Raw genomic sequence first — 23,585 nt, 5'->3', positions numbered from 1 at the left:
ATCATGTTATCACTATTCAGAAAAAGGAAAACCAAAGGTTCAGGTAAACGAAATGTTGCACAGGAAAGAGTTGCGAGCAGTATTGTTTCTGCCTGCATTCGCCTGCAGCAAAGGTGGGCAAACTTCATGCAGCGCCATACAGAGCGCCTCTCCCGCAATGGTAAGCTTATCCTACTTTCTTTGTTCTGTCTGACAGCAGGAAGCATAAGCATATATTTCATCGCAAACAGTTTGCTGAGCCGAAAAGCTTCTTCATTTACCGTTGCTCCCCTTACAAAGCCTCCATATGCCAATAAATCGGGTGATGAAAACACAAAAGCTTTCGTAATCATATCGAAAGCGGAATACGAAAAAATTCAACGTTTCCGGTTTTATATGGATAGCCTGGCCAGAAGTCCTTCCTCCAAAAAAGTACATGACAGTATCCTTACTAACCGACCCGGTTTAATGGATAGCATTCTTCTTCTTGAAACGATTTACCAATCACAAAATAAAAAGTAAAACAGTTTATGGAACAGAAAACACATTCACAAAAGTTTCTGCGGCAGCGCAAATTCTTACTGGTGCTGCCCTTATTGGTGCTTCCTTTCATGACTTTGATGTTTTGGGCATTAGGAGGTGGCAGCGTAAACCATGCCGATGCGCAACAAGCACAAAATGGGTTGAACATGCAACTGCCCGGTGCCAATCTGAAAGATGATAAACCGCTTGATAAATTAAGCTATTATGAAAAGGCGGCTTCGGACTCTATGAAGTTGCAACAACTCATGGAAAATGATCCGTACTACAGGCATCATATAGATACCTCTGTTGTTCCAACCGCAGATACCTCTCTTACGAGCCGCAAGTTCGATAACAATATGGTTGCAAGAAAAAGTTCAATCATAAATCATAACAGCACTTATACGGACCCCAATGAAACAAAGGTGTATCAAAAACTCGCTCAACTGGATGCTGCATTAAATAATGCTTCTTCATCTCGAACAAACGCCGAGGAGAACATAAGCACCGTAAAAACGATGCACAATAACACTTCGGTTAATAGCGGTGATATTTACCGATTGGAACAAATGATGCAAGGCATGAACCAAAAGGAGGGCGAAGACCCGGAGATGCAGCAATTGAACGGCATGTTGGAAAAGATATTGGATATACAACATCCCGACCGTGTGCGTGAAAAGATAAAGCAAACATCAGAAACCAAGAAGGGACAGGTATTTGCAGTGGCTGTAAATAATGAGAATAATTCTATCTCGCTGCTGGATAATAGAGGAACAAAAAACCGGAAAAGTACCAACACAAATTATGCCCTTCAATCTAACGGTTTTTACTCCTTGGATGATGAAGCCTCTTTAAACGAAGATCAAAACTCCATACAAGCAGTTATTCATGAAACACAGACCTTGGTAAATGGCTCTACAGTGAAGTTGCGGTTGACAAATGATATTTTTATCAATGGCGTATTGATACCAAAAGACAATTTCGTATTTGGCATAGCAGATCTGAATGGAGAAAGATTAAGCATCAAAATCAACAGCATTCGTTATCGCAATTCTCTTTTCCCGGTGGACCTGTCCGTTTGCGATATGGACGGCATGGATGGTATTTATATCCCTGGTGCTATTACCCGTGATGTGGCGAAACAATCTTTAGACCGTTCCGCACAGGCACTTGACTTTACCACTTTAAATCCCTCAATAGGCGCTCAAGCTGCGGGTGCCGGCATCGAAGCTGCTAAAACGTTGCTTAGTCGAAAGGTCAAGCTGGTCAAAGTAACCGTGAAAGCAGGTTATCAGGTACTACTACGTGACGAAAAGCAAAAACAGGAGAACTGATAATCTAATTATCAATTCCAATAAACATATTGTTTCATTTACAAACTTCATAAGTATATGAAAAAGATAAGTGCAAGAGTGGTAACAGGAATTCTTCTCCTTTTACTGAGTGTTCGGCTATTTGCTCAAAACAATGCGGAAACCAAAGTAACGGTGATTAAACCGTATGTTCTTCCCATTACCTTTTACAAAACCACTAATCTCATTTTCCCCTACGCCATCAAAAGCGTTGACAGGGGGAGCAAAGATATTTTAGTGCAGAAAGCAAAAGGCGTTGAGAACATTCTACAAGTAAAAGCAGGCAAGCCTGGATTTGACCAAACCAATCTTACCGTTATTACGGCTGATGGCAAACTGTATTCTTATATTCTTAATTATTCGGATACACTTAGTGTGCTGAATATCCGGTTTGATAATACAACTGCGGTTTACCCCGAAGCCCTCTTCCCAAATATCAGTATCAATGAAGCGCAGGTAAAAGCGGACGCAGATACGGTAGCGATGACAAAAGAAACTATACATGGCGTGAAGGATAAGAGCTATGGCATGAAGATGAAAGTGAGTGGACTATATATCAAAGGTGATGTATTGTTCCTTCGCCTCACCTTGCAGAACCAAACCAATATCAACTACGACATTGACCAGCTTCGATTTTATATAAGAGACGAGAAAAAGGCAAAACGTACAGCTACCCAGGAGCTTGAAATAAGTCCTCTCTATATAAAAGGCGATACTTTAGTTATAGCGAGACAAACAGAAAAGGTTTTTGTGTATGCACTCCCCAAGTTCACCATACCGGATAAGAAATATTTAGCCATCGAACTGATGGAAAAATCTGGCGGCAGGCACTTAAGAATTCATGTGCATAACAAAACTATCATCCGGGCAAAGTTACTCCAGTAGCCTTCCTTATTGGCAGCTATTAAATGTTAGTGTAGCATGGAAAGTGTGGGCAAGAAATATAACATTATTTATGCGGACCCGCCCTGGCAGTTCAAGGTTTGGAGCAATAGAGGCATGGGAAGAAGTGCGGAAAACCATTATTCAACACAGTCCTTTCAAAGCTTAACAGCATTCAATATTCCAGCTATTTGTGAGAATGACTGTGTGCTTCTTATGTGGGCAACTTTTCCTTGTTTAAAAAGTGCATTAGAATTAGCAGAAGCGTGGGGGTTTGTTTATAAAACCGTCGCCTTCACCTGGATAAAGCAGAATAAAAACAACGAAAAGCTTTTCAAAGGAATGGGATACTACACAAGGGCGAATGCGGAAGTCGTTCTTCTTTTTACTAAAGGAAAACCATTGAAAAGGCTTTGCCGGAATGTAGAACAAGTGCTTATATCTAAAAGAGATAAACACTCGAAGAAACCCAAAGAAATAAGAGAGCGAATTGTAAACCTCTTTGGTGACGTACCACGGGTAGAACTATTTGCCAGAAGTTGTGGGAGCTTATTCTCTAATGAAGAATTTAAAGGATGGGATGTGTTTGGCAATGAAGTTAGCAACTCTATAAAGTTACCTGAATAAGAAAGTCATTCGTTATTAAAAGCTTCAGAAATGGACGAGAAAAATCTTGAATACCTCAAAGGTCAATTAAAAGCACTTGGTTTCCCCCTGAGAGTTGCGGAAGAGTTAGGATATTATATGAAAGCGAATAAAGAGGCACTTCATATTTATTACAGCAATCAAATCAACGAAGACGACTTAATGTATGACTTACATTTTATCAAAAGTTCAAACAACACGTATCAGCTTAAGCAATACGAATTAACGTATAAACATGTAGATATTCCCGACCGGAATATGCAAGGGATAAATACTAAGGATTTGGATGCGAAACTGAACGAAGTAAGCAGTTTATACGACAAGTTCTATGGGGGAGACATTGAGAACACCATGTCCAGGCAAGAATATGAGCAAGCTACTGACTTTATAAAAGCTACGAACAGCGATTTATATACGCTGGCCAATATAGAAGAAGGAAAAGATGTTGCAAAACTTTTAATGTACAAACACCTTCCTGAAAGCGAATATGAAAAATTTTTTCAAGACCATCAAGAAATGCAAAAGCTGAATGAACACAAACATGTGTTTCCTGTAGATGATAATGAGGCATTAACAGCAATGGAAGCTTATGAATTTCTCAAGTCTGAAAAAAATCAGGTAAAACAAGACATTCAAAGTAATGCTATTGATGGTCACATTATATCAGATGAAGTCTTGCATCAGATCAATATAGAACTTCTTCAAGGTAATCAATGGATAGCCTATAATACTGTTCCATATCTTTTAGAGAAGCACGATGTGTATTTCTTTAACACCAGCCATGAAGCAAATGATTTTGCATTAAGCAACATAAGTGAGTTTGATAATTATAACGTTAAAGAAATTAAGTCTCTTAGTGGGCTTAAACAAACACCTCATGGGAAAAGTATTAACACTAATGGAGAAAACCAACACTTACCAACTGTTGACAACAATAGCTTGTATAAGCAATTGGAAGCATTAGGATTTGGCAATAGATTGAATAGAGCCATATCATTTTATGAGGTGTACCCGCAAGAGCAATTTCACCTGCCATTTAAAGAAAGAAAAGAAAATGAAGCCTTAGAGTATTGGTTGCGTTTTGAACAAAACGGGCAACCCGGCAATTACCGGCTGTCGGCTTACGAAGTCACTTTGCGAATATTTCCAGCAATCCCTACCATTTCTATCGAGGGTATTGATGTTGGACAACTTGATAATGCCATGCGTCAATTTGATTGGTCAATTGACCATCATTCAGAAGCTTTAGTAGAAGAACGAATGCAGTCGAAATCCGGAAGGAAAGAGTTAAAACTAATGGACAGCATTCTTCATAACATAACTAAACTCCATGCTGCTTCAAGAGGAAAAGAAATAGCGGAGAAACTAATGTTCAAATACTGGTTTGATGGGCCTTATGAGCCTAATCAATTCTCCTTAGACTATTTAAAACAACAGTATCAGTTTACCTGCGCTATACCAGCTAATAAGATGGTAGAAAAAACAGCGGTTTATGAACTGCTGAAAGCAACTGCTGTAGAAGCATCAAACGAAACAATTTCATTCACTCCAAAAACAGATTTTATGAACCAGAAAAATTTTGAATACCTGCGTGATCAGGTAAAGTTCACCGGCTTCGGCGAAGGACTGGAAAACGAATTGAAAGAAAAAATGCAGAAGCAAACTCCGGAATTTCAATTAACTCATAACACGAAGTTTGGCAATGATGATGTAAAAGCCTCTTTGCATTTTAAAAAGTCTGACCAGACGGATATGTATTTCTTTAACCGCTACCAGGTGTCCCTAACGCCGGAAGGCTCAAAGGATAGGATGGAGCAAACGTTTTACATCAACAAAGAAGGCAGCATTACACTTAAAGAAGCCTATAACCTGATGAACGGAAGGGCAGTGAATAAAGACCTGACCAATAAGGAAGGACAGGTTTACAACGCCTGGATGCAAATGGATTTTAAACAGACCGATAATAACGGTAATTACAAGCTTAAGCAGTATCATCAGAACTATGGATACGACTTAGTAAGTGCATTGGAAAAGCATCCAATCAAGGAACTAACCAACGAACAGGATAAAACAAGACTGGTGGAATCCTTGCACAAGGGCAACCGGCAATCTGTAACGTTTGTGCAAAATGGTACGGAGCAAAAGCATTTTATCGAGGCCAATCCGCAATTCAAAACCATCAATGTATATGACAGCAATATTCAGCGCCTTCATAGCAAACAAGGACAAAATGCAAAGCAGGGACAAGGTGAAAACCACGCTGCAAAACAAGCATCTAAAAATGAGAGCCAGAAGCAAGGTGCTGCAGATAATAGCGATGAGATGCCAAAGGCATCGCACAAAAGAAGAAAGAAGCAAAGCAATTCTATCAGCTAAGGAATAGCAACCTGATAAGGCTTGCCATATTGATAACAGTGTTTGTAAGCAGGTTAAATGGAGAAACTAAAACCATTATCGGATTTCTTTATAGCCATTGATAAGGACCCTCGCATCAGCATTACGCATATAGGTCTTTATGCGGCTTTGCTCCAGTATTGGAGTGAACATGGTTTTGAAAATCCCGTTCATGTTTTTAGTTATGAAATCATGAAGATTGCAAAAATCTCTACGAAGACCACTTATCATAAAATCATTAAGGATTTAAGCAGTTACGGGTATATAAGGTATGAACCTTCTTATAAACGAAACAAAGGAAGCAAGGTGCATTTCAGTGAAAAATGTCCATACGAATAAGGTGTTTTAAAAGTTGCAGTTCAAAGCCCATAATGGGCTTTTTGCTATCTAAAAAGGAGGTGTGTGATGGATGGAAAAGTGAGAGAGAAAATACCTCTTAATGACGATAAGAATATTGTAAATAATCAGGATGAATTCTCCATGCCTGAACTAAAATTGCTAAATTTGATAGCAGAAATTATTGTCAATATTTCAATCCGAGAAAGTCATGAAGAAAGCAATAAGATATCTTCGTTTCAGCGACAGGAAGCAAAGTAACGGCTCTATCGAAAGGCAGGAATTATATACTGGTCAATGGATCAGAAACAATGACGTTGAATTGGTTGATACATTCATAGACCGGGGATATAGTGCTAAAACCTTTGACAGGCCGGATTTCAAAAAGCTCCAAGAGTTTATCGCTAAACATCATAAAAGGGTTGACTATCTTATTGTTGACCAATTGGATCGTTTCAGTCGTAATGCAAGCGAAGCTATGGGCTACGTCAAAAAATTACAGCAGACGTACAGCATTCAAATCGTCAGTGTTACCGAAGGTATAACATTCGATTACGATACTCCGGGAAGCTTCTTCAGAGCAGGGCTTCAATTACTGCTTGCCGAAGAGGATAATATCAACAGGAGTATTAAGGTTCGTGGCGGCATTTATACGGCTAAAGCGAAAGAAGGGAGATATATATACAAAAGCCCTCCATTTGGATATTACAAAGTAGGTGAACGTAAGGAAAGAAGGCTTGTTATAAACGAATCTGAAGCCAATGTTGTTAAATTCATTTATGATGCCTTCTTGAAAGGAACGCCTATTTATATCATTGTTGAACAAGCTAAAGAAAGAGGGTTTAAACGATCAGGCAATGTAGCCATTCAGCGCATTTTGAGCTATCCTTTATATGCTGGAATGCAATACGTTGAACCATTTAAGAATTATCCTGGAGGATTATTTCCGGCTCAGCATGACCCTATTGTTGATCTGGCTACTTGGGAGCAAGTTCAACGTAAACTGAAAAAACCAGAAAAAGAGAAAGTTGTTGTGAGTGATGAAATGCCATTGAGAGGTGTATTGAAATGTTATTGCGGAAAATCTCTAACAGGCGCTCCATCAAGAGGTAAGTTGGGGAAGTATTACTACTATTATAAATGCAATAAAACGACACATCTTAATCTCAGTGCAATAAAGGCACACGACCAGCTTCGACAAGTTTTTGGATTAATGAGTTTGCCCAATAAATCCATCAGCGTTATCCGCAAAAATGCTGACCTCATTTTTGAGAATAAAATGGTTGAAGACAAAAAACTGCTTGCAGATAAAAAGAGAGAATTGGAAGCCGAAGAGGCAAAGCTGTTCTCCATTGAAGAAAAATGGATTACGAACAAAATTACCCAAGACACTTATGAAAGATGGTTTTCATCCATCAACAATAACAGGATTGCCTTAAAAGCATCTATCGAGCGTTTAAGCGGTAATCAAAACCGGACGTATAAGATTCTGCAAAACAATCTGGAGAAGTTATCCGATTTGGAATTTATTTTCAATAAAACCAGTCCGCTCGAAAAACAAGAACTAATAAACCTGGGGTTCGAGCAAAATCTTTACTATCAGGGGGGTATGTATCGAACCCCAACCATGATAGATTTACTTGCTCATAATGCCCACATTATGAAGGAGAAAGAGCTACTTGTGTATGAAAAAAAATGGGGGAATTTTGAAGTTCCCCCGCTCAGCGGACTGGACGGGACTCGAACCCGCGACCTCCGCCGTGACAGGGCGGCATTCTAACCAACTGAACTACCAATCCGTTCCTCCATCAGGTCTTTACGGACCGTTTTCGGGACGGCAAAGATAAGGGTAAACTGTTTTTTTAAACAAATCTTTCTTTAAAAAAATTCAAACCGTAATTTTACCCGCTCAACACCATACTATGCCCCATTACCCCAATCGTCAATTCCTTGATTTTGAGAAGCCTATCAAGGAATTGTACGAGCAGATAGAGGATACAAAAAAGCTTGCGGAAAAGAACCCCAAAATAGATTATACATCTACAATAGAACAGCTGGAAGCATCTATTATCGAAAAACGTAAAGAGATCACCCAGCACCTCACTCCCTGGCAAAGGGTGCAGTTGAGCCGCCATCCCGACAGGCCCTATACCATGAAGTATATCGAGAAAATGTGCACCCATTTTGTAGAACTGCATGGCGACCGCACTTTCCGCGACGATAAAGCCATGGTGGGCGGATTTGCCCAGCTCGATGGCGAAACGGTGATGATTCTGGGGCAACAAAAAGGAACCAATACCAAGCTGCGCCAGCTGCGCAACTTCGGTATGGCCAACCCCGAAGGCTATCGCAAAGCGCTGCGACTGATGAAACTGGCCGAGAAATTCAACAAACCGGTGATCGCGCTCATCGATACCCCCGGCGCTTATCCCGGTCTGGAAGCCGAGGAAAGGGGACAAGGTGAAGCCATCGCCCGTAATATATTGGAAATGATACGCCTCAAAGTGCCGGTGATCGTAGTCATCATTGGCGAAGGCGCCAGCGGCGGTGCGCTGGGCATAGGTGTAGGCGATAAAGTGCTGATGATGGAAAATACCTGGTACACGGTGATCTCCCCGGAAAGTTGCAGCTCTATTCTTTGGCGCAGCTGGGAGAAAAAAGAAGTGGCCGCAGAGCAATTGCGCTTAACTGCTACCGATATGAAAGGATTCGGACTGGTTGATGAAATCGTACACGAACCCCTCGGTGGTGCGCACTGGGATTATGCAGAAGCGGCCGCCATTTTAAAATCATACATCATAAAAAGTTTGCAGGAAATCAAACAGAAAAACCCGCAGCAGCGCATCAACGATCGTATTGAGAAATACGGGAAGATGGGTTTCTGGACAGAAGCACCCCTCGAAGAAGAGGAGCCCGTGCTCGGTAAAAGAGAAAGTCCCGAAGATAGAATTTAGCCATACAACACAGATAACAAATCAAACAAAACAATGTCTTTACGTAAGCAATTACAGGGTACCGGTGTAGCACTGGTAACGCCATTCAAAACAGATGCACAGGTAGATTTCGAAGCGCTCGGAAACGTGATCGAAGCGATGATCAAAGGAGGAGTTGAATACCTCGTAACACTGGGTACCACCGGTGAAACACCCACACTGGATAAACAGGAAAAGCTGGACATTGTTCATTATACTTTTGAAAAAGTTGCAGGCCGCGTTCCCGTAGTAGTGGGCATCGGCGGCAACAACACACAGGAGCTCATCAAAGACCTGCACCATTTTCCGCTCGAAAAAGCGGTAGCGGTATTGAGCGCTTCTCCTTACTACAACAAACCCTCACAGGAAGGATTGTTCCAGCATTACAAAGCCATTGCCGGAGCCTCTCCCAAACCCATTATCCTGTACAACGTGCCTGGCAGAACAGGCCGTAACCTCAACGCCGATACCACACTGCGCCTGGCCAATGAAGTGCCCAATATTGCCGGTATCAAAGAAGCCAGCGGCGATATGGCGCAATGCATGCAGCTATTGCGCGACAGGCCCGAGCAGTTCCTGATCGTAAGTGGCGACGATGCACTCGCCCTGCCTCAACTGGCCTGTGGTATGGACGGTGTAATCAGCGTGGCGGCCAACGCTTTCCCCAAACAATTCTCAGACATGGTAAGGGCCTGCCTGAAAGCCGACCTCAAAACTGCAAAAAAACTGAACGACCAACTCATGGCCGCGTACGATCTCATGTTCGCAGAGAACAACCCTGCCGGGGTGAAAGCGTTCATGCACGAAGAAGGTTTGTTGCAGAATGTGGTTCGACTGCCGGTAGTACCGCTCAGCGCCGGCCTCCACCAGAAAGTGAAGGCGTACGGGAAACACTGATCCCAAAATTTCGTGATATGACATAAAAAAGAGTATTTTAACCTACTCAAACCCTGTTTATGTCAACCACTGTACTGCCGGGAAAGCAACGGATCGATTCAATAGACCTCTTGCGGGGCTTTGTAATGATCATCATGGCGCTGGACCATGTGCGTGACTTTTTTCATGTAGCAGCAGTTACCGGCAACCCTACCGATATGAACACCACCACGCCGGTGTTGTTCTTTACCCGGTGGATCACCCATTTCTGTGCACCCGTGTTTGTGTTCCTTACCGGCACAGGCGCTTTTCTTGCCGGCAGAAAAATGAGCAAACAGGAATTGTCGGCCTTCCTGTTCAAAAGAGGGTTGTGGCTGATCGCGATTGAACTGGTGATCATGAATTTTATTTTCAGCTTCAACCCGCATTACTCAATAGTTGCCGTGCAGGTGATATGGGTAATTGGATGGTCGCTGGTGATCTTATCTGTGTTGCACTGGCTGCCGCTCAGGGTATTGCTGATCATTGGATTGGTGCTGGTACTCGGCCATAACTTGCTCGATCGCTTCGATGCGCAACCGGGGCAACAGGTATTGTGGTGGGCTTTCCTGCACCAGCAGTTTTTTGATATTGTTACTCCCGATCACACCATTTTCGTTTTGTATCCGCTGATACCATGGCCCGGGATATTATTGCTGGGTTATTGCATGGGCAGCCTGTTTACAAAAGAGTTCGATCCGGTAAAAAGAAGACAGTGGTTGTTGAAAGGAGGATTGCTGATTACCCTGGCATTCTTTGTACTCCGCTGGATCAATATCTACGGAGATCCTTCCTTGTGGGCCACACAAAAGGATGGCGTACATACTGTGCTGTCTTTTTTCAATGTTACCAAATACCCGCCTTCGCTTTTATTCCTTTGTATGACATTGGGCCCGGCATTGATCGCATTGTGGGCATTGGAAACTGCAAAAGGCAAATGGAAGAATTTCGTAGTGGTATACGGCCGCGTTCCCATGTTCTATTACCTGATTCATTTCTTCCTCATACATTTTATATGCATGATCATATTCTTCAGCAACGGTCATACATTGACTGAAGGCATGAAAGGCTTCTTCTGGTTCAGACCCGATGATTTCGGGTATAGCCTGGGTGGGGTGTACCTGATATGGGCAGCGCTGGTGTTGTCGCTCTACCCTTTATGTAAAAGATACAGTGAATACAAGGCATCACATACCCAGTGGTGGCTGAGTTATCTATGAGAATTATTTGAGGAGGTCCTTGATCTCGTTGAGCTTCATCAACGCTTCAACAGGTGTGAGCCGGTTGATGTCGATATCCTGTAGTTTTTTACGGATATCGCCGAATGTTTCAGAATGCGCATCGAAAATAGAAAGCTGCAATTGCGGCGCTGCTATGTTTTTCACGACTGTAGCGATTCCTTTGTCAGCAGTGTCTACATGTTTGGCTTCTAATTGTTTGAGGATATCATTGGCCCGGTTGATGAGTTCAGGCGGCATGCCCGCCATTTTAGCTACATGGATACCAAAACTGTGGGTGCTTCCGCCGGGCGCCAGCTTACGCAGGAAAATGATCTTATTGCCCACTTCCTTATTGGTAACATGGAAATTTTTCACACGCGGCAATTTCTCTTCCAACTCGTTCAACTCATGGTAGTGCGTGGCAAACAAGGTTTTGGGCGATGCGTGTGAACCATGCAGGTATTCCACAATACTCCAGGCAATGGAAATGCCATCGTAAGTAGAGGTGCCGCGGCCGATCTCATCGAGCAGTATAAGGCTGCGGGGGGAAATATTATTGATGATGCTGGCCGTTTCATTCATCTCCACCATAAAGGTAGATTCGCCGCCGCTCAGGTTATCGCTGGCGCCTACGCGGGTAAATATCTTATCGGTCAGCGGAACGTGCGCACTGTTGGCCGGTACAAAACTACCTATATGCGCCATCAGTGTAATGAGCGCTGTTTGGCGGAGTATGGCGCTTTTACCGCTCATATTCGGACCTGTCAATATAATGATCTGGCAGTCCGCCGGATCCAGCAAAACATCATTGGCAATATAAGGCTCACCGGGGGGCAGGTTGCGTTCAATAACAGGGTGACGGCTTTCTTTCAGTTCAAGTGAAAGCCCTTCATGTACTTCCGGTTTTTTGTAATTGAACTGGAGGGCATTGTCTGCAAAACAACAGAGACAATCGAGCACTGCTAACACATGACCGTTGACCTGTATCGGTGCAATATAAGCTTGCAATTCAGATACCAATGCATCGTACAATTCCAGTTCAATGGAGAGTATCTTTTCTTCAGCACCGGTAATCTTCTCTTCGTATTCTTTCAGTTCAGGGGTGATATAACGTTCTGCATTGGCCAGCGTTTGCTTGCGTATCCAGTCGCCCGGCACTTTGTTCTTGTGTGAATTCGTTACTTCCAAATAATAACCGAACACATTGTTGAAGCTGATCTTCAAAGAACTGATGCCCGTTTTTTCTGCTTCGCGTTGTTGTATGTTAACGAGGTATTCCTTGCCGCCGCTGGCAATCTGCCGCAGTTTATCCAGCTCTTCGTGTATGCCTTCTTTGATCACGCCGCCTTTATTGGCGGCAACCGATGGTGTATCGGGTAGCCTTTGCAGAATGGTATCTACAATTACTTCACAGGCATCGAGCATGGAGGCCAACTGTTGCAGGTAACGGTTTGTAGCCGCTGTACACCATGATTTGATGAGCGCCACCTGTTGCAATCCTTTGGCCAGGTGCATCACTTCGCGCGGGTTGATCTTCTTCAAAGGGATCTTGCTCACCAGGCGTTCAATATCGCCACATATTTTAATGGCCTGCACCAGTTCTTTGCGCAGTTCCGGTTGCAGGATGAGGAATTCAACAGCATCTAATCTTTCCTGGATTTTTCCTATGTCTTTCAAAGGGAACAACATCCACCTGCGCAGCAAACGCGCGCCCATGGGACTTGCCGTTTGATCCAATACTTTCAATAAACTGTTGCCCTGTTCTGTTCCGGTGTTCAATAATTCCAGGTTGCGGATGGTGAAACGGTCCATCCACAGAAAATCATCCCTTTCAATCCTTTGCACCGCAGTAATATGCTGCAGGTTGGGATGTTCTGTTTCTTTGAGATAATAAAGAATGGCGCCGGCGGCAACAATGCCGGCCGGCATATTTTCAATGCCGTATCCTTTCAGTGAATGGGTCTGGAAATGTTTGAGCAGGCTTTCTGTAGCAAACGCTTCATCAAAGATCCAGCTCTCCATTGTATAAGTATAGAAGCGGGTGCCGTAATTTTCTTTGAAATGTTTCTGGTAGCTCCGCTGGAAGATCACTTCTGCCGGCCGGAGGCTCTGCAATAATTTATCTATGTATTCCTGGTTTCCTTCGGCAACAAAAAATTCGCCCGTGGATATATCAAGGAAAGCAGCGCCACTGTTGGCCTGGTCGGTAAAATGAATGGCTGCTAAAAAGTTGTTGCTGTTCTGCTCCAGCAGTTTGTCATTCGTGGCTACGCCGGGCGTAACCATTTCGGTAACACCGCGTTTAACAATGCCTTTGACCGATTTGGGATCTTCCAACTGGTCGCAGATCGCTACGCGGTGGCCGGCTTTTACCAGCTTGTGCAGGTAAGTGTCCAGCGCATGATGCGGGAACCCGGCCAGTTCGCTCGATGCTGCCGCACCATTATTTCTTTTGGTGAGTGTAATGCCCAATACTTTCGAGGCAATGATGGCATCTTCTCCAAACGTCTCGTAAAAATCACCTACCCGGAACAACAATACGGCATCGGGATATCGTTGTTTGATGGCCCTGTGTTGCTGCATCAGCGGGGTATCGGCGGCAGATTTAGACATGGCAACAAATATAGGGGAATCATCCCTATACATTTTATGAACAGCGGGGGTTACCTTTGTGCCATGCGCAAACTGAGTATGGACGAATTGGGGCGAAAAACGGTAGATGAATTCAAGCAGTCGGCCAAGAACCCCATCCTGATCGTACTGGACAATATCCGCAGCATGCACAATGTGGGCAGCGTATTCAGAACGGCAGATGCTTTCCTGGCCGAAGGAATATGTCTTTGCGGATACACACCCCAACCTCCACACCGCGATATACATAAAACGGCATTGGGCGCTACTGAAACGGTGGACTGGATTTATTTTCCCCATACCATCGATGCCGTACGGCAACTCAAAGAGCAGGGATACCGTATTTATGGCATTGAGCAAACACAGGGAAGTATTTCATTGGAAGAATTCTCCATTACAGGTGATAAAACGGCGCTTGTATTTGGCAACGAAGTGGAAGGAGTGGACCAGGAAGTGTTGCAATTATGCGATGGTTGCATTGAAATACCCCAGTTGGGCATGAAACATTCATTGAATATATCTGTAGCGGCGGGCATTGTCCTTTGGGAAATGGTGCGCGCTTCCATTCATCATACGTAATTTTAATCATGGCTACCGTTAAAAACTACCTGAGTTTAGTCAAGTTTTCGCACACCATTTTTGCATTGCCCTTTGCCATGATTGGTTTCTTTCTGGGCGTGCACCAGGCATCGGATGCTTCGCACCTCGCCATCAAATTCTTGCTGGTGTTGGTATGCATGGTTACGGCGCGCAGCGCGGCTATGGCATTCAACCGTTATCTCGACAGGAGCTTCGATGCACAAAACCCACGCACCGCCATACGGGAAATACCGCAGGGCATCATTTCACCCGATCATGCATTGCGTTTTGTGATCATCAATTGCTTGTTGTTTGTGATCGCGTGCTGGTTGATCAATACGGTTTGTTTGTACCTGGCACCTATTGCATTATTTGTTATTTTATTTTACAGTTATACCAAACGGTTCACACCTCTTTGTCACCTGGTATTGGGACTGGGACTTTCACTGGCTCCCATCGGAGCCTACCTGGCTGTTACCGGCTCATTCAGCCTGCTGCCGATTCTTTTTTCATTGGCAGTGATCTTTTGGGTGAGTGGTTTCGATATTATTTATGCTTTGCAGGATGTAGACTTCGACCGTTCGCAACACCTCTATTCCATTCCAGCAGCGCTGGGTAAAACCAGGGCATTACGTGTTTCTGAATTATTGCACCTGCTCAGCGCAGCGTGCGTAATCATGGCAGGCTTCAGCGGTGAATTTCATTGGTTATACTGGATAGGGATATTGGTATTTGCAGGCATGCTCATTTATCAACATTCCATTGTTAAACCGAACGACCTGCGCCGGGTGAACATCGCTTTCATGACCGCCAACGGCATTGCCAGCGTTATCTTCGGCCTCCTGGTAATCCTGGATATGATCTTATTATCTAACAACTAACAACTAACAACTATCAACTCACAACTCAAATGCCACGCATCCTCTGCATAGATTATGGCGGTAAACGAACCGGGATCGCGGTAACAGATCCTTTGAAGATCATTGCCAGCGGATTGACCACTGTGGATACTAAAGAACTGATCCCATTCCTGAAAAAATACATGCAAACAGAAGCAGTAGAGTTGATCTTGATTGGTGAGCCACTGGATTTAAACGACCAGGAAACCCATGCCACCCCATTGGTGCGGGCTGCCATACAAAAGTTAAAAAAAGAGTTTCCCGCCATCCCCATACAAACGGTTGATGAGCGCTTTACCTCCAAAATGGCTTCCAGGGCCATGATAGAAATGGGTATGAAAAAGAAAGACCGGCAGAACAAAAAACTGGTAGACGAAATCGCGGCTACCATCATGTTGCAGGAGTATTTACAGCATTCCGGCACAGGTTTTGAGTTCTGACTTACTCTTTTTTAGTTTTTTGCCGGTATTTTTGCGCTCATTACTCATTAAACCAAGCAGATCGATGATTCTTCCAATTGTGGCTTATGGCGCTGCGGTGCTAAGGAAAGTGGGAGCAGATATTACGCCTGATTACCCCAGGCTGGAACAATTAATAGCCGATATGTGGGAAACCATGTATGCCAGTAATGGCGTTGGACTGGCGGCTCCGCAGATTAACAAGGATATTCGTTTGTTCGTGATGGACAGCGCACAGATATTCGAACACCTCGAAGAAGAAGAGAAAAAACAATACAGCGATGCCCCCGGTATCAAAAAGGTATTCATCAACGCGCATATCAAAGAACTTAATGGGCACGAGTGGGCGTACAACGAAGGATGCCTGAGTATTCCCAATATCAGGGAAGACATCAGCAGGCCCGCAGAAGTGGTGCTGGAGTATATGGACGAACAATTCCAGCAACACAAAGAAACCTTCACAGGACTTTCCGCCCGTATCATTTTACACGAATACGACCATATTGATGGAAAACTTTTCATCGACTACCTGAAACCTTTGAAGAAAAAAATGTTACAGGGCAAGTTGACCGATATCAGCAAGGGCAAGACCAAAGTGGATTATAAAATGATATTCATCAAATGATGCGATACTACAGCTTTTTGTTGATATTGGTTTGCTTTCATTCGGCAGCACAGGATACCTCCATACTGATCGATAAGCAACGGGTTACCCTCGCCGAAGTGGTGGTGCGGAATAATTTCGATTACAAAAAGCTGCTGGCCCAGATCAAAGAAGATACTACATTCTATAAAGCTTTTCGCAACCTGCGTATACTCGGGTTCACTTCTTACAACGATATCAAAATGCTGGATAAAAAAGGCGCTGTAAAAGCTTCTCTGAACAGCAAAACAAGACAGAACAGGGCCAATGGCTGCCGTACCATGGATGTGCTGGAAGAGCAAACAACAGGCAATTTTTACGACAGCAAACGGAATTACAATTACATGACCGCGGAATTGTATGCAGGACTGTTCTTTACCAAAGGAAGCGTTTGCGGGGAGAATAATATTGTAAAAGGCCGTATCCTGAACACCAGCGGAAAATCGGGGATAGAAAAACACAAAGAGCAACTGAAAATGCTGTTCTTCAACCCGGGTAAAAAAATACCCGGCATTCCTTTTATCGGCAACAAGCTGGACCTTTACGATGAAAGCGCACACGAACTCTACGATTACCGGCTGGATATTGTTGAATACCACGGCACGCTGGCCTATGAATTTTCTATCAAACCAAAAGAAGACCTCGGTTTCTTAAAGAACGACCGCATTGTGGTTGACCAGATGGATACCTGGTTCGACCAGAAAACGCTGGAAGTATTGGGACGTAATTATTCACTGAGCTACAAAGCGGGCGTATACGATTTTGACGTGAGCATGGAAGTGGAAATGACCAAATTCGAAGGACTCACGGTTCCCCGCGTTTTGCGCTACAAAGGCAACTGGGATGTTATTTTCAAAAAAAGAGAACGCGCCCAGTTCACCGCTACCTTGTTTGATTTCAAAAAGTAAGGGCTGCAATCGCTTGCAACCCTTAACCCCCTGACTATTAAAAACGAAAGCGTTGGTTATAATGAATTGAGGTATTGAAGTATCTCGGTGAGGTTCTTCTGTACCGGTGGGTCGATCACATAACGTGTTACTGTGCCCACATCGTTGATGTTTTTAGTGCCCAGGTACAAATCCGTTCCAATGCGTGATATGGACACCAGCGTGATCTTGCTTCCGATGGGTATACGCCGTGTGGTAAAGGACCTCGAATCAAAATCGTCTTTCAGTCTTACCACTGTTTTCTGGTTGGCGAATACAGCGAATACAACGGTATTCCTATTGGTGAAATTGGGTGGCAGCACAGCAGTGATCTTGGTGCTCGGAAGCGTACTGTCTGTGTACCGGCAAGCACTGATCCATCGCAGGTTCTTAGAAGCCAATTCGTATCCTGTTACAATAGAAGTGTTGGTGCTGTTGGGTTTCGACCAGGTCTTGATCCAGGTAGTATCGAGATCGCGCAACCAGTTATGCATGGTATCAATGTTACCCTGTGTAAGGTAAGGAATGGTTTCAGCAGCATAGAATACCTGCATGTTCGGTTTAGGATCCTGTGTATCACTGAAACGTATGGTAATGGTTGCGCCGGGTAAAAGTTTCAATTCACGGCCATTTTGTGTTACGCGGATAAAGATACCACCGCCTGTCTCCAGCAGGTAACCATTGCTGATAGTAGGTTTGAAGAATTTGATGAAATCGCCTTTGGTTTTCAGACGGAAGAATTCGATGCGTACAGGGCCGGAACATACATTGCTGCCGCCTCCACCACCACTGCCGCCACTTCCACCGCCAGCATAGGTAAAGGAACTGCCGGGAATTTGAATAGAGAGACTATCGCCGTAAGTGAGTGTATCTGTTTTAGAACAATTAAAAGAATCAACGGTGAGATTGGGAAACATCAGCTGGGCCAACTCATTGAGGGTAGCACTGCCGGTTGCATTTTTCATCCAGGCTGTATCGTTCAGCGGATGGTTGGGATAAAGGATCAGATTGCTTGATAATTCTTTTCTGCAAGCTGTAAAGAAAAGGAGCGCAATACATCCGATAGTTATAGTTTTTTTCATAGTTAATGTTATTACTACATCATAGATACAGGTAGTGTTTCGCGCGTTGCCTGCTATCTTCTATTTAAATTATATCTTAAGCCGATGGACAGTCCACCAACGTGAAATTTCTGCGTATAAGCAGCCTGATCAGCAGTGATGTTCGATAAATTATACCTGAAATAAGGTTCAAAAAATAATTGGCTGTTTTCACCCAATCGTTTCATGAAACTGATGCTGGTGTATAACCCCATGCCGATATTGCTTTTATATACAGCAGTGCTTGCTTTGTCAATCGGAACAGTAGCGAGTGATTTATCGAGCACCACACCCTGGTACCAGGAAGAAAGATTGAATATCACACCTGCATTTACACCCACCCTGAAATCATCTTCATCCCTGCCAAACTGGTACCCGATCGTCACAGGTACATCAATGGTGCGGAAATGATTTGTAACAGTATTGTTGCGATAACCGATCTGCCGCAACACGCTGGTATCATTGACCAGTACGGTATCGCCCGGTCCCCGGATGATTTGCCGTTGTGTAATTACCGTGGTTGTTTTGATCTCGTTTTCGCTGCGATAGGTGAATTGTTGGTTGATTTGTCCATATTGCAAGCCTGCTTTCAACACCAGGTTATCACTGAATGGTTTCACCAACCGTACACCTACACTGAAACCCAGTTGTGAACTTTCACTACTGTCTTTACGCTGCATGTATTGCGGGGTAGCCGATACATTCTGCTCTGACTTAAAAGCAAGATCGGGTGAGGCATACATCTCAACATACCAATCGGGGTTCACATACCGCCCGCCTCTTGCTGAAGGGCAAACCAGCATATTGGGAACACGCCTGGTATGTGCAACCGCATTCATCAGTTCCAGGTTTTTCAAATCTTTCATATCGTACAACAAACTGTTCCTGTCTGAAAGAAGAGGAGCGGCTGCCAGTAGGTTGAAACGACGGGCATCATCTGATGCTGACTGGATAGGAGATGCTTGCTCTTGCGATGCGGGATGACTATTATAATTGATACCAGCTGCCTGTGCATTTTTGTAAGCAGTATTGCCGGGCGTTATCTGTGCAGATAATGAAAGTTCATTGTTGTTATTCGATTCGTTGGGTGTATTATTATTATGGAGTGTATTGTTTTGAACGATAGCGTTTGAATTTTCTGCGACATTATTATTAGAAGAAGCTGATTCACTGCCAGCAACGGTTTGCTCCTGTGCATGTTGCTGATCTCGTGTTGCGGTTGCAGATATAGATGTGGATGTGGATGGCTGCTGTGTTGCCGGTTGTAAATACAGGTATCCTCCAACGGCGAAAGCCCCCAGGAGGGCCAGCGCAATCATGTACCTGCCAAGGGTGTTGATCCGGGGCAGTACGAAACCTTTGCGGTCGTCTTTTTCATCGGGCTTGATCTTTTCCCAAAGACCCGGCGGCACAGGGGCAGAATGGTCTTTGAGCTTTGCCCTGATGAATTGATCAAATTGGTTATCGCTCATTTTATACAGCAATTTTTTGTAGTTGTAATATTTGTTGTTGCAGCATCTTCCGGGCCTTTACCAATTGGCTGCGGCTGGTGCCGGGTTGTATGTTCAGCATTTCTGCTATTTCTTCGTGACTGTATCCTTCCACTACATTCAGGTTAAAAACCATCCGGTAACCTTCTGGCAACTGACCAATCAATTTTAAAAGATCTTCTTCACCCAAATGACTGTAGGTGCTGGGATCCATCTTGGGCGCATCGTTGCTGTGGTCATCGATCTCTTTGAAACGGATTTTCTTTTTCTCCAAATGCCGGATGGCCGTATTCACCACGATACGCCTGATCCATCCTTCGAATGAACCTTCCGATTTGAACTGTTCGATGTATTTGAATACTTTGATGAAAGCGTCCTGCAGCATGTCTTCGGCTTCCATGGTATCGTTGGCATAACGCAGGCATACGCTCATCATCTTACCGGCATATCTTTCAAACAGTATATGCTGGCAACCGGTATGTTGCTTGATACATCCCTTGATAAGTTCAGATTCTGTCACCTGCAGGTTGGTTTAGGATTGACTTCTTGCTAAAGATACCCGTTGAGGAGGTTTCGTTGCCTGCGAGAAATTAAAAAAAATAAAAAGTTAAAACACAAAATTTAAAAAACATATTGATTTTCATCATTTTACATAGCTGATGATTGTTTCATGCTAGTAAAAACTGATCATGTATGTAGTCAACCACGCTCGCCAGGCTATTGGTTTCCTGGTAAACGGCCAGTTGCCTGTCGGCCCCGGTACCCTGTTCAAATATGGTGTGGATATAGTTGATTGAATGCCGGGAACCCAGGTCATCCACCACATCATCTACAAAATCCATGAGCTCGTAAATGAGGGCACGGGTATTCACTTCGGTCTCCTTACCAAAATCGATCAGGGCGCCATCGATGCCATAACGACTGGCCCTCCATTTATTTTCATTGATCACCGAACGCTGGTACATCATGAAGTTGAGGTTCTGGCTGCGCAGCTTGTATATTTTGGCGCAGATGGCCTGGAACAAGGCGGCAATGGCAATGGTCTCATTAACGGTCAGCGGCACATCGCAGATACGGAATTCCACGGTATTGAAGAAAGGATGCACACGCAGGTCCCACCAGATCTTTTTCGCATTGTCTATGCAATTGGTCTTGATGAGCAGGTTCACATAATTCTCGTATGCTTCAATGCTTTCAAAAAAATCAGGTATGCCCGTACGCGGAAACTTATCGAATACCTTGGTACGGAAAGATTTATAACCGGTAAGCCTGCCTTCCCAGAAAGGCGAGTTGGTACTGAGTGCATACACATGCGGTAAAAAATACCGTGCGGTATTGGCAATATGCATGGCCATCCGGCGGTCTTCCATGCCTACATGCACATGCAATCCAAAAATAAGGTTACTGCGGGCTGCTTCCTGCAACTCATTTACGATCTCGTTGTAACGGGCGTGGTCGGTGATGAGTTGGTGTTCCCAGTGACTGAAAGGATGCGTGCCCGAAGCGCCCACCCATAAACCGAGATCACCTGCAATTTGTGCGATCGTTCCCCGGAGGGTAGCCACGTCTTTGAAAGCCTCATCGATATTGCGGCAGATATCGGTACCCACTTCCACTACAGCCTGGTGCATTTCGGCCTTCACTTTGTCTTTGATGATCTTCTGACCCTCCAGTACGATCTTTTGTTCATGGCTTTTCAGCTCACGTGTATGCGGGTCGAGCACCATGTATTCTTCTTCTACGCCCAGTGTAAAGTGCGAGTAATTGATATCTCCCATCGTCTAAATCAGTTTTTGTTTGGCGCTGCTTCTTTTTACATATTCTCCCCAGGTAAGGTTATCGATGCCGGGTGTTACAGACAGCGCTTTTTCTATGGCATAGTTGGCTGCGGTTTCCACCACCCATTCAAAATTATCTGCTCCTACACTTTTCAGATCGGCATCGGGTGCGGGGTTGCAGAAGTCAATGGCATAAGGAACGCCATCGCGCAGCGCGAGTTCCACCGTGTTGAAATCATAACCCAGGTATTGGTTGATGCGCAATACGATCGATTCCATTTCTTTCAGCTTTTCTGCCGAAGGAGCAAAATCGGCCACATAACGCAGGTGGTGCGGGTTACGGGGTTCGTATGGCATGATGCGTACGTATTTACCGCCTATGCAATAGCAGCGATAATATTCTTCGAAAATAATTTCTTCCTGTAACAACATCACGAGCTGACCGGTCTCGCTATGTTTTTCAAAAAAATCATCCATGCTGGTGAGCTTGTATACATTCTTCCAGCCACCGCCGGCAAAGGGCTTCATATAAGCGGGGAAACCTACATAGTGGAAAATACTTTCCCAGTCGAGCGGGTAAGCCAGGTTGCTGAACGATTGATCGGAAGTGTCGGCCGGCAGCTCGCGAGAGGGCAGGATAACCGTTTTGGGAACCGGCACATTGATCTGCGTGGCTAAACAATTATTGAAAAATTTTTCATCGGCACTCCACCAGAAGGGATTGTTGATAACGGCGGTTCCACAGAGCGCTGCATTTTTAAGAAAGGCCCGGTAAAAAGGCACATCCTGGCTGATGCGGTCCACGATCACTGCATAATCGGTTGCCACACCCTGCATCACTTTGTCTATCCGAACGGGTTCTGCGCTGATGCCTTCCACGTGCTTGGCGTTGATGCGCTCAACAAAAGCCATGGGAAAGCTTCTTTCCTGCCCGAATAGAATGCCGATCTTTTTCATGTTGGAGGTTTTGAGGTTGGATTTGCTTTCAATTTACCGACAATTTTCATATTTCCAATTACATTATTTTTGACGTTATGATTGATGGAAAAACAGCGTTACAGGTGGCGGTGGAGCAACATACCGTTTTTTCAGACTACCTGGAAAGAGAAGTGCGTTTTGATGTGTATCTGCCGGGTAAAATGGACAAACCCGAGCAATGGAGTTTGTTGTTGATCAACGACGGACAGGACCTCGTAAAAATAGCATTCGAACAATTGCTTGAAGAAGTGTTGGTCAGCCAGGAAATGGAGCCGTTGGTTTGTGTGGGCATTCATTGCGGACCGGAGCGTATCATGGAATACGGTACGGCCTATGCCGCCGATTATAAGGGCAGGGGAGCGTATGCAGGTCTGTATACCAAATTCATTTTTGAGGAACTCCTGCCTTATTTACGCAAAGTGTACCAGGCTCCTTCGTTCAGGGATAAATCCTTTGCCGGGTTTTCGCTGGGCGCCCTGAGCGCGCTCGACATTGTGTGGAACCATGCCAACGAGTTCAGCAGGGTAGGCGTGTTCAGCGGCTCATTGTGGTGGAGGCGTAAAGGATATGAAGAAGGATATGATGATGAAAAAGACCGCCTCATGCACCTGCAGGTACGCAAAGGTGATTTTTATCCCTGGTTGCAGTTCTTCATTGAATGTGGTACGGACGATGAAACGGAAGACCGTAACAAGAACGGTGTGATAGATTCCATCGATGATGCACTCGATCTCATTGTTGAATTAAAAGCCAAAGGATATACCGATCAGCACATTCATTATATGGAACTCAAAGAAGGCACACATGATGTGGAAAGCTGGGCAAAAGCCTGGCCCGGGTTCCTCAAATGGGGATGGGCCAAATAAAAAACTTTGCCCTGAGCTTA

The 23,585-nt window shown here is 44.3% G+C and carries 22 protein-coding genes, 1 tRNA gene and 1 pseudogene; 17 read left to right on the top strand and 7 right to left on the bottom strand.

Annotated elements, in window-relative coordinates; genetic code table 11:
* Positions 1 to 3 precede the first annotated feature (3 nt).
* The 8 genes and pseudogenes from BLU98_RS01555 to BLU98_RS17995 all read left to right on the top strand — a co-directional run.
* Complete coding sequence (locus tag BLU98_RS01555) at positions 4 to 501, top strand: hypothetical protein (protein ID WP_092721469.1); 498 nt, start codon at positions 4 to 6, stop codon at positions 499 to 501.
* An 8-nt stretch (positions 502 to 509) separates the two neighbouring features.
* Positions 510 to 1,835 (top strand): conjugative transposon protein TraM, encoded by a 1,326-nt coding sequence (gene traM / locus BLU98_RS01550; RefSeq protein ID WP_092721468.1) that lies wholly within the window; start codon positions 510 to 512, stop codon positions 1,833 to 1,835.
* Between the two features lie 57 nt (positions 1,836 to 1,892).
* The gene (traN, locus tag BLU98_RS01545) at positions 1,893 to 2,738 is read left to right on the top strand and encodes a conjugative transposon protein TraN (RefSeq protein ID WP_092721467.1); all 846 of its coding nucleotides are present in this window, start codon (positions 1,893 to 1,895) and stop codon (positions 2,736 to 2,738) included.
* Positions 2,739 to 2,774: 36 nt separating this feature from the next.
* Complete coding sequence (locus BLU98_RS01540) at positions 2,775 to 3,362, top strand: MT-A70 family methyltransferase (RefSeq protein WP_092721466.1); 588 nt, start codon at positions 2,775 to 2,777, stop codon at positions 3,360 to 3,362.
* Between the two features lie 30 nt (positions 3,363 to 3,392).
* Positions 3,393 to 5,756: a histone H3 family protein gene (locus BLU98_RS17645; protein WP_257574630.1), complete on the top strand. Its 2,364-nt coding sequence runs from the start codon at positions 3,393 to 3,395 to the stop codon at positions 5,754 to 5,756.
* A 57-nt stretch (positions 5,757 to 5,813) separates the two neighbouring features.
* A complete protein-coding gene (locus tag BLU98_RS01530) occupies positions 5,814 to 6,113 on the top strand; it encodes a hypothetical protein (RefSeq protein WP_092721465.1) in 300 nt (99 codons plus the stop codon).
* A 63-nt stretch (positions 6,114 to 6,176) separates the two neighbouring features.
* Positions 6,177 to 6,371 (top strand): hypothetical protein, encoded by a 195-nt coding sequence (locus BLU98_RS01525; RefSeq protein WP_139173803.1) that lies wholly within the window; start codon positions 6,177 to 6,179, stop codon positions 6,369 to 6,371.
* Positions 6,322 to 7,110: pseudogene (locus BLU98_RS17995) on the top strand (recombinase family protein); the annotation flags it as partial. The gene BLU98_RS01525 and the pseudogene BLU98_RS17995, both read left to right, overlap by 50 nt.
* A 725-nt stretch (positions 7,111 to 7,835) precedes the next feature.
* Here BLU98_RS17995 and BLU98_RS01515 read toward each other — a convergent pair.
* Positions 7,836 to 7,909 (bottom strand) — tRNA-Asp (locus BLU98_RS01515).
* A gap of 123 nt (positions 7,910 to 8,032) precedes the next feature.
* Between BLU98_RS01515 and BLU98_RS01510 the strand changes: the two genes are divergently transcribed.
* The 3 genes from BLU98_RS01510 to BLU98_RS01500 are packed head-to-tail and all read left to right on the top strand — an operon-like array spanning position 8,033 to position 11,217.
* Complete coding sequence (locus tag BLU98_RS01510; protein ID WP_092721463.1) at positions 8,033 to 9,064, top strand: acetyl-CoA carboxylase carboxyltransferase subunit alpha; 1,032 nt, start codon at positions 8,033 to 8,035, stop codon at positions 9,062 to 9,064.
* A 33-nt stretch (positions 9,065 to 9,097) separates the two neighbouring features.
* Entirely contained in the window at positions 9,098 to 9,979 is an 882-nt protein-coding gene (gene dapA, locus BLU98_RS01505; protein WP_092721462.1) for a 4-hydroxy-tetrahydrodipicolinate synthase, read from the top strand.
* Positions 9,980 to 10,038: 59 nt separating this feature from the next.
* Complete coding sequence (locus tag BLU98_RS01500; RefSeq protein WP_092721461.1) at positions 10,039 to 11,217, top strand: acetyltransferase domain-containing protein; 1,179 nt, start codon at positions 10,039 to 10,041, stop codon at positions 11,215 to 11,217.
* 3 nt (positions 11,218 to 11,220) lie between these two features.
* On the opposite strand, the gene mutS is transcribed toward BLU98_RS01500, so the two are convergent.
* Entirely contained in the window at positions 11,221 to 13,830 is a 2,610-nt protein-coding gene (gene mutS, locus BLU98_RS01495) for a DNA mismatch repair protein MutS (RefSeq protein WP_092721460.1), read from the bottom strand.
* Between the two features lie 63 nt (positions 13,831 to 13,893).
* On the opposite strand from mutS, the gene BLU98_RS01490 reads away from it, so the two are divergent.
* The 5 genes from BLU98_RS01490 to BLU98_RS01470 all read left to right on the top strand — a co-directional run bounded on the left by BLU98_RS01490 (position 13,894) and on the right by BLU98_RS01470 (position 17,335).
* Positions 13,894 to 14,427: an RNA methyltransferase gene (locus tag BLU98_RS01490; RefSeq protein ID WP_092721918.1), complete on the top strand. Its 534-nt coding sequence runs from the start codon at positions 13,894 to 13,896 to the stop codon at positions 14,425 to 14,427.
* An 8-nt stretch (positions 14,428 to 14,435) separates the two neighbouring features.
* Positions 14,436 to 15,308 (top strand): UbiA-like polyprenyltransferase, encoded by an 873-nt coding sequence (locus BLU98_RS01485; RefSeq protein WP_092721459.1) that lies wholly within the window; start codon positions 14,436 to 14,438, stop codon positions 15,306 to 15,308.
* Between the two features lie 29 nt (positions 15,309 to 15,337).
* Positions 15,338 to 15,766 (top strand): Holliday junction resolvase RuvX, encoded by a 429-nt coding sequence (ruvX, locus tag BLU98_RS01480; RefSeq protein WP_092721458.1) that lies wholly within the window; start codon positions 15,338 to 15,340, stop codon positions 15,764 to 15,766.
* Between the two features lie 64 nt (positions 15,767 to 15,830).
* On the top strand, positions 15,831 to 16,409 hold the full coding sequence (def, locus tag BLU98_RS01475) for a peptide deformylase (protein WP_092721457.1): 579 nt from the start codon (positions 15,831 to 15,833) through the stop codon (positions 16,407 to 16,409).
* A complete protein-coding gene (locus tag BLU98_RS01470) occupies positions 16,406 to 17,335 on the top strand; it encodes a hypothetical protein (protein WP_092721456.1) in 930 nt (309 codons plus the stop codon). The genes def and BLU98_RS01470 overlap by 4 nt, the downstream gene beginning before the upstream one ends.
* Before the next feature lie 56 nt (positions 17,336 to 17,391).
* Here BLU98_RS01470 and BLU98_RS01465 read toward each other — a convergent pair whose 3' ends face one another.
* From BLU98_RS01465 to BLU98_RS01445, 5 genes are all read right to left on the bottom strand, one after another.
* Positions 17,392 to 18,435: a hypothetical protein gene (locus BLU98_RS01465; protein WP_092721455.1), complete on the bottom strand. Its 1,044-nt coding sequence runs from the start codon at positions 18,433 to 18,435 to the stop codon at positions 17,392 to 17,394.
* Positions 18,436 to 18,488: 53 nt separating this feature from the next.
* Complete coding sequence (locus tag BLU98_RS01460; RefSeq protein ID WP_092721454.1) at positions 18,489 to 19,925, bottom strand: outer membrane beta-barrel protein; 1,437 nt, start codon at positions 19,923 to 19,925, stop codon at positions 18,489 to 18,491.
* A 1-nt stretch (position 19,926) separates the two neighbouring features.
* On the bottom strand, positions 19,927 to 20,463 hold the full coding sequence (locus BLU98_RS01455) for an RNA polymerase sigma factor (protein ID WP_026769638.1): 537 nt from the start codon (positions 20,461 to 20,463) through the stop codon (positions 19,927 to 19,929).
* Between the two features lie 148 nt (positions 20,464 to 20,611).
* The gene (locus BLU98_RS01450; RefSeq protein ID WP_092721453.1) at positions 20,612 to 21,721 is read right to left on the bottom strand and encodes a carboxylate-amine ligase; all 1,110 of its coding nucleotides are present in this window, start codon (positions 21,719 to 21,721) and stop codon (positions 20,612 to 20,614) included.
* A 3-nt stretch (positions 21,722 to 21,724) separates the two neighbouring features.
* The gene (locus tag BLU98_RS01445) at positions 21,725 to 22,678 is read right to left on the bottom strand and encodes an ATP-grasp domain-containing protein (protein ID WP_026769640.1); all 954 of its coding nucleotides are present in this window, start codon (positions 22,676 to 22,678) and stop codon (positions 21,725 to 21,727) included.
* A gap of 77 nt (positions 22,679 to 22,755) precedes the next feature.
* On the opposite strand from BLU98_RS01445, the gene BLU98_RS01440 reads away from it, so the two are divergent.
* Complete coding sequence (locus BLU98_RS01440; protein ID WP_092721452.1) at positions 22,756 to 23,565, top strand: alpha/beta hydrolase; 810 nt, start codon at positions 22,756 to 22,758, stop codon at positions 23,563 to 23,565.
* Positions 23,566 to 23,585 lie beyond the last annotated feature (20 nt).

It is taken from the genome of Hydrobacter penzbergensis, assembly GCF_900106985.1.
Taxonomy (GTDB): Bacteria; Bacteroidota; Bacteroidia; order Chitinophagales; family Chitinophagaceae; genus Sediminibacterium; species Sediminibacterium magnilacihabitans.
The sequence above is the reverse complement of the archived record's forward strand: the minus strand, read 5'-3'. Positions and strand labels throughout refer to the sequence as shown.

Excerpts from the sequence above, each read along its gene's own strand:
- BLU98_RS01555 (WP_092721469.1), top strand. The coding sequence starts at position 4 with ATGTTATCACTATTCAGAAAAAGGAAAACCAAAGGTTCAGGTAAACGA.
- traM (WP_092721468.1), top strand. The coding sequence starts at position 510 with ATGGAACAGAAAACACATTCACAAAAGTTTCTGCGGCAGCGCAAATTC.
- traN (WP_092721467.1), top strand. The coding sequence starts at position 1,893 with ATGAAAAAGATAAGTGCAAGAGTGGTAACAGGAATTCTTCTCCTTTTA.
- BLU98_RS01540 (WP_092721466.1), top strand. The coding sequence starts at position 2,775 with ATGGAAAGTGTGGGCAAGAAATATAACATTATTTATGCGGACCCGCCC.
- BLU98_RS17645 (WP_257574630.1), top strand. The coding sequence starts at position 3,393 with ATGGACGAGAAAAATCTTGAATACCTCAAAGGTCAATTAAAAGCACTT.
- BLU98_RS01530 (WP_092721465.1), top strand. The coding sequence starts at position 5,814 with ATGGAGAAACTAAAACCATTATCGGATTTCTTTATAGCCATTGATAAG.
- BLU98_RS01510 (WP_092721463.1), top strand. The coding sequence starts at position 8,033 with ATGCCCCATTACCCCAATCGTCAATTCCTTGATTTTGAGAAGCCTATC.
- dapA (WP_092721462.1), top strand. The coding sequence starts at position 9,098 with ATGTCTTTACGTAAGCAATTACAGGGTACCGGTGTAGCACTGGTAACG.
- BLU98_RS01500 (WP_092721461.1), top strand. The coding sequence starts at position 10,039 with ATGTCAACCACTGTACTGCCGGGAAAGCAACGGATCGATTCAATAGAC.
- mutS (WP_092721460.1), bottom strand. The coding sequence starts at position 13,830 with ATGTCTAAATCTGCCGCCGATACCCCGCTGATGCAGCAACACAGGGCC.
- BLU98_RS01490 (WP_092721918.1), top strand. The coding sequence starts at position 13,894 with ATGCGCAAACTGAGTATGGACGAATTGGGGCGAAAAACGGTAGATGAA.
- BLU98_RS01485 (WP_092721459.1), top strand. The coding sequence starts at position 14,436 with ATGGCTACCGTTAAAAACTACCTGAGTTTAGTCAAGTTTTCGCACACC.
- ruvX (WP_092721458.1), top strand. The coding sequence starts at position 15,338 with ATGCCACGCATCCTCTGCATAGATTATGGCGGTAAACGAACCGGGATC.
- def (WP_092721457.1), top strand. The coding sequence starts at position 15,831 with ATGATTCTTCCAATTGTGGCTTATGGCGCTGCGGTGCTAAGGAAAGTG.
- BLU98_RS01470 (WP_092721456.1), top strand. The coding sequence starts at position 16,406 with ATGATGCGATACTACAGCTTTTTGTTGATATTGGTTTGCTTTCATTCG.
- BLU98_RS01465 (WP_092721455.1), bottom strand. The coding sequence starts at position 18,435 with ATGAAAAAAACTATAACTATCGGATGTATTGCGCTCCTTTTCTTTACA.
- BLU98_RS01460 (WP_092721454.1), bottom strand. The coding sequence starts at position 19,925 with ATGAGCGATAACCAATTTGATCAATTCATCAGGGCAAAGCTCAAAGAC.
- BLU98_RS01450 (WP_092721453.1), bottom strand. The coding sequence starts at position 21,721 with ATGGGAGATATCAATTACTCGCACTTTACACTGGGCGTAGAAGAAGAA.
- BLU98_RS01445 (WP_026769640.1), bottom strand. The coding sequence starts at position 22,678 with ATGAAAAAGATCGGCATTCTATTCGGGCAGGAAAGAAGCTTTCCCATG.
- BLU98_RS01440 (WP_092721452.1), top strand. The coding sequence starts at position 22,756 with ATGATTGATGGAAAAACAGCGTTACAGGTGGCGGTGGAGCAACATACC.